Annotated in this window: 4 protein-coding genes; all 4 read left to right on the top strand. The window is 71.9% G+C overall.

Going from position 1 to position 3497, the window contains the following annotated elements:
* Positions 1-533: TetR/AcrR family transcriptional regulator (locus tag HW445_RS23020; RefSeq protein WP_180222869.1), on the top strand; the 533-nt coding region annotated here is incomplete at its 5' end.
* Between the two features lie 25 nt (positions 534-558).
* Complete coding sequence (locus tag HW445_RS23015) at positions 559-1068, top strand: MarR family winged helix-turn-helix transcriptional regulator (protein ID WP_151771191.1); 510 nt, start codon at positions 559-561, stop codon at positions 1066-1068.
* A 123-nt stretch (positions 1069-1191) separates the two neighbouring features.
* On the top strand, positions 1192-1533 hold the full coding sequence (locus HW445_RS23010) for a DUF3817 domain-containing protein (RefSeq protein ID WP_151771192.1): 342 nt from the start codon (positions 1192-1194) through the stop codon (positions 1531-1533).
* A 116-nt stretch (positions 1534-1649) separates the two neighbouring features.
* The gene (locus tag HW445_RS23005; protein WP_180222868.1) at positions 1650-3350 is read left to right on the top strand and encodes a methylmalonyl-CoA mutase; all 1701 of its coding nucleotides are present in this window, start codon (positions 1650-1652) and stop codon (positions 3348-3350) included.
* The last annotated feature ends 147 nt before the right edge of the window (positions 3351-3497 follow it).

The following is a 3497-nucleotide window of genomic DNA, read 5'->3' as shown; positions in this document are numbered from 1 at the left end:
TCGAGCTCGGCTGGTCCCGGCTCACCCTCGGCGACGTGGCGCTGCGGGCCGGCGTCGCCAAGACCACCCTGTACCGCCGCTGGCCCGGCAAGAACGAGCTGGTCGTCGACGCGGTGGCCGAGCTCTTCGACGAACTGGAACTGCCCGACCGCGGCAGCCTGGCCGCCGACATCGAGGGGGTGGTGCTGCGGTTCGCGGCCATCCTGGCCCGGCCGGAGGCGCGCAGCGGGCTGATGGCCGTGGTGGCCGAGTCGACGCTCGACGACTCCCTGCGGGAACGCATCCGCACCTCGATCGTGGAGCGCCAGAAGCGGCTGGTCCGCGAGGGCAAGACCCGTGCCCAGGGCCGCGGCGAGCTGCCGCCGGACCCCGACCCGGAGGCGGCCGACCGCTCCTTCGACCTGATCTTCGACGTGGTGGCCGGCAGCGTGGTGCACCGCAGCCTGGTGAGCGCCGAGCCGGTCGACGGGACCTGGGCGCGCGACTTCACCGCCCTGCTGCTCGCCGGCCTCGGTTCCGCCCCGGCCCGCTGACCACCCTGCGGGTATCGTCGGCGTCGTGCCGAAGCCGCTCAGCCTTGCCTTCGACCCCATCGCCCGCGCAGACGAACTGTGGAAGCAGCGGTGGGGCGGCGTGCCCTCGATGGCCGCGATCACGTCGATCATGCGCGCCCACCAGATCCTGCTCGCCGAGGTGGACGCCGTCGTCAAGCCGTACGGCCTGACCTTCGCCCGCTACGAGGCGCTGGTGCTGCTCACCTTCTCCCGGAGCGGCGAGCTGCCGATGTCCAAGATCGGTGAGCGGCTGATGGTCCACCCGACCTCGGTGACGAACACGGTCGACCGCCTGGTGCGGTCGGGGCTGGTGGCCAAGCGGCCCAACCCGGACGACGGGCGGGGCACCCTGGCCGGCATCACCGACAAGGGCCGCGAGGTGGTCGACGCGGCCACCCGCGACCTGATGGCGATGGACTTCGGCCTGGGCGCCTACGACGCCGAGGAGTGCGGCGAGATCTTCGCCCTGCTCCGCCCCCTGCGGGTGGCGGCGGGGGACTTCGAGGACTCCTGACGCCCGGCCGGCACCCCGGCGGGCCCTGGGCCCGCCGGGTCCGGACCGTAGGCGGCAGGGGGCGCGGGGGCGGGGGCGGGGGCGGGTCAAGATCGCGCAAAGTCCACGGTTACCCTCTTAGGCATGAAGCGAGCCGTGCTGACCCGTTACCGCGCGATGGCCTACATCACGGGTGTACTGCTGATCCTGCTCTGCGTGGGCATGATCGCCAAGTACCTGCTGGAGATCGACGGCGCCGCCGGTTTCACCCAGGTGGTGAGCATCGCGCACGGCTGGCTGTACGTGATCTACCTGATCTTCGCCTTCGACCTCGGCTCCAAGGCGAAGTGGCCGGTCGCCAAGCAGCTCTGGGTGCTGCTGGCCGGTACGATCCCGACCGCCGCGTTCTTCGTCGAGCGGAAGATCGCCAAGGAGCTGGAGCCCCGGATCACCGACGGCGCCGCCCCCTCCGCCGTCAAGGCCTGACCGCCCCCTCCGCCGTCGGGGCCCGACCGCCCCGCCCCCCGCTTCCCCGAGGCCGCGCCGCACCGGCGCGGCCTTGCGCGTCGACATTTACTAGGACGTCCTAGTAACTTGGAGGCATGGACGCTGACGCCATCGAGGAGGGCCGCCGCCGCTGGCAGGCCCGGTACGACTCCGCACGCAAGCGGGACGCCGACTTCACCACGCTCTCCGGCGACCCGGTGGAGCCGGTCTACGGCCCCCGGCCGGGGGACGTGTACGAGGGGTTCGAGCGGATCGGCTGGCCGGGCGAGTACCCCTTCACCCGGGGCCTGTACCCGACCGGCTACCGGGGCCGCACCTGGACCATCCGCCAGTTCGCCGGCTTCGGCAACGCCGAGCAGACCAACGAGCGCTACAAGATGATCCTCGCCAACGGCGGCGGGGGCCTGTCGGTGGCGTTCGACATGCCGACCCTGATGGGCCGGGACTCCGACGACCCCCGCTCGCTGGGCGAGGTGGGGCACTGCGGGGTGGCCGTCGACTCCGCCGCCGACATGGAGGTGCTGTTCCGGGACATCCCGCTGGGCGACGTCACCACCTCGATGACGATCAGCGGTCCGGCCGTGCCGGTCTTCTGCATGTACCTGGTGGCCGCCGAACGCCAGGGCGTCGACCCGTCGGTGCTCAACGGCACGCTCCAGACGGACATCTTCAAGGAGTACATCGCGCAGAAGGAGTGGCTGTTCGAGCCCGAGCCCCATCTGCGGCTGATCGGCGACCTGATGGAGTACTGCGCCGAGCGCATCCCCGCCTACAAGCCGCTCTCGGTCTCCGGCTACCACATCCGCGAGGCCGGATCCACGGCCGCGCAGGAGCTGGCCTACACGCTGGCCGACGGCTTCGGCTACGTGGAGCTCGGGCTCAGCCGGGGCCTGGACGTGGACGTGTTCGCGCCCGGCCTGAGCTTCTTCTTCGACGCGCACGTGGACTTCTTCGAGGAGATCGCCAAGTTCCGCGCCGCCCGCCGTATCTGGGCGCGCTGGCTGCGCGACGTGTACGGCGCGAAGACCGAGAAGGCCCAGTGGCTGCGCTTCCACACCCAGACCGCGGGCGTCTCGCTCACCGCGCAGCAGCCGTACAACAACGTGGTCCGCACGGCCGTGGAGGCCCTGGCCGCGGTGCTCGGCGGTACCAACTCGCTGCACACCAACGCCCTCGACGAGACGCTGGCGCTGCCCAGCGAGCAGGCGGCGGAGATCGCGCTGCGCACCCAGCAGGTTCTGATGGAGGAGACCGGCGTCGCCAACGTGGCGGACCCGCTGGGCGGCTCCTGGTACGTCGAGCAGCTGACGGACCGCATCGAGGCGGACGCCGAGAAGATCTTCGAGCGGATAAGGGAACGCGGCCTGCGGGCCCACCCGGACGGCGAGCACCCGATCGGCCCGATCACCTCGGGCATCCTGCGCGGCATCGAGGACGGCTGGTTCACCGGCGAGATCGCCGAGGCCGCCTTCCAGTACCAGCGGTCCCTGGAGAAGGGCGACAAGCGGGTCGTCGGCGTCAACACCCACACCGGATCGGTCACCGGCGACCTGGAGATCCTGCGGGTCAGCCACGAGGTGGAGCGCGAGCAGGTGCGCACGCTGACCGGGCGGCGGGCCGCCCGCGACGAGACGGCCGTGCGGGGGGCGCTGGACGCGATGCTCGCCGCGGCGCGCTCCGGCGCCAACATGATCGAGCCGATGGTCGAGGCGGTCCGCGCCGAGGCCACGCTGGGCGAGATCTGCGACGTCCTCCGCGAGGAGTGGGGCGTCTACACGGAGCCGCCGGGCTTCTGAGACGGACCCCCGCCCGGCGCGACGATGTGGGCCCGGCCCTCCCCTGACGAGGGGGAGGGCCGGGCCCGTTCGGGTGCGCCGACGAGACTCACCGAGTCAAATCATCGTCGGCTTCCCGTCCTGGGCGCCGCCCGTGAGCGGGGTCCG

It is taken from the genome of Streptomyces sp. UH6 (genome assembly GCF_013421635.1).
Taxonomy (GTDB): Bacteria; Actinomycetota; Actinomycetes; order Streptomycetales; family Streptomycetaceae; genus Streptomyces; species Streptomyces abyssomicinicus.
Note: the sequence above shows the minus strand (reverse complement) of the source record. Positions and strands in the feature narration are given on the sequence as shown.

Excerpts from the sequence above, each read along its gene's own strand:
- HW445_RS23010 (WP_151771192.1), top strand. The coding sequence starts at position 1,192 with ATGAAGCGAGCCGTGCTGACCCGTTACCGCGCGATGGCCTACATCACG.
- HW445_RS23005 (WP_180222868.1), top strand. The coding sequence starts at position 1,650 with ATGGACGCTGACGCCATCGAGGAGGGCCGCCGCCGCTGGCAGGCCCGG.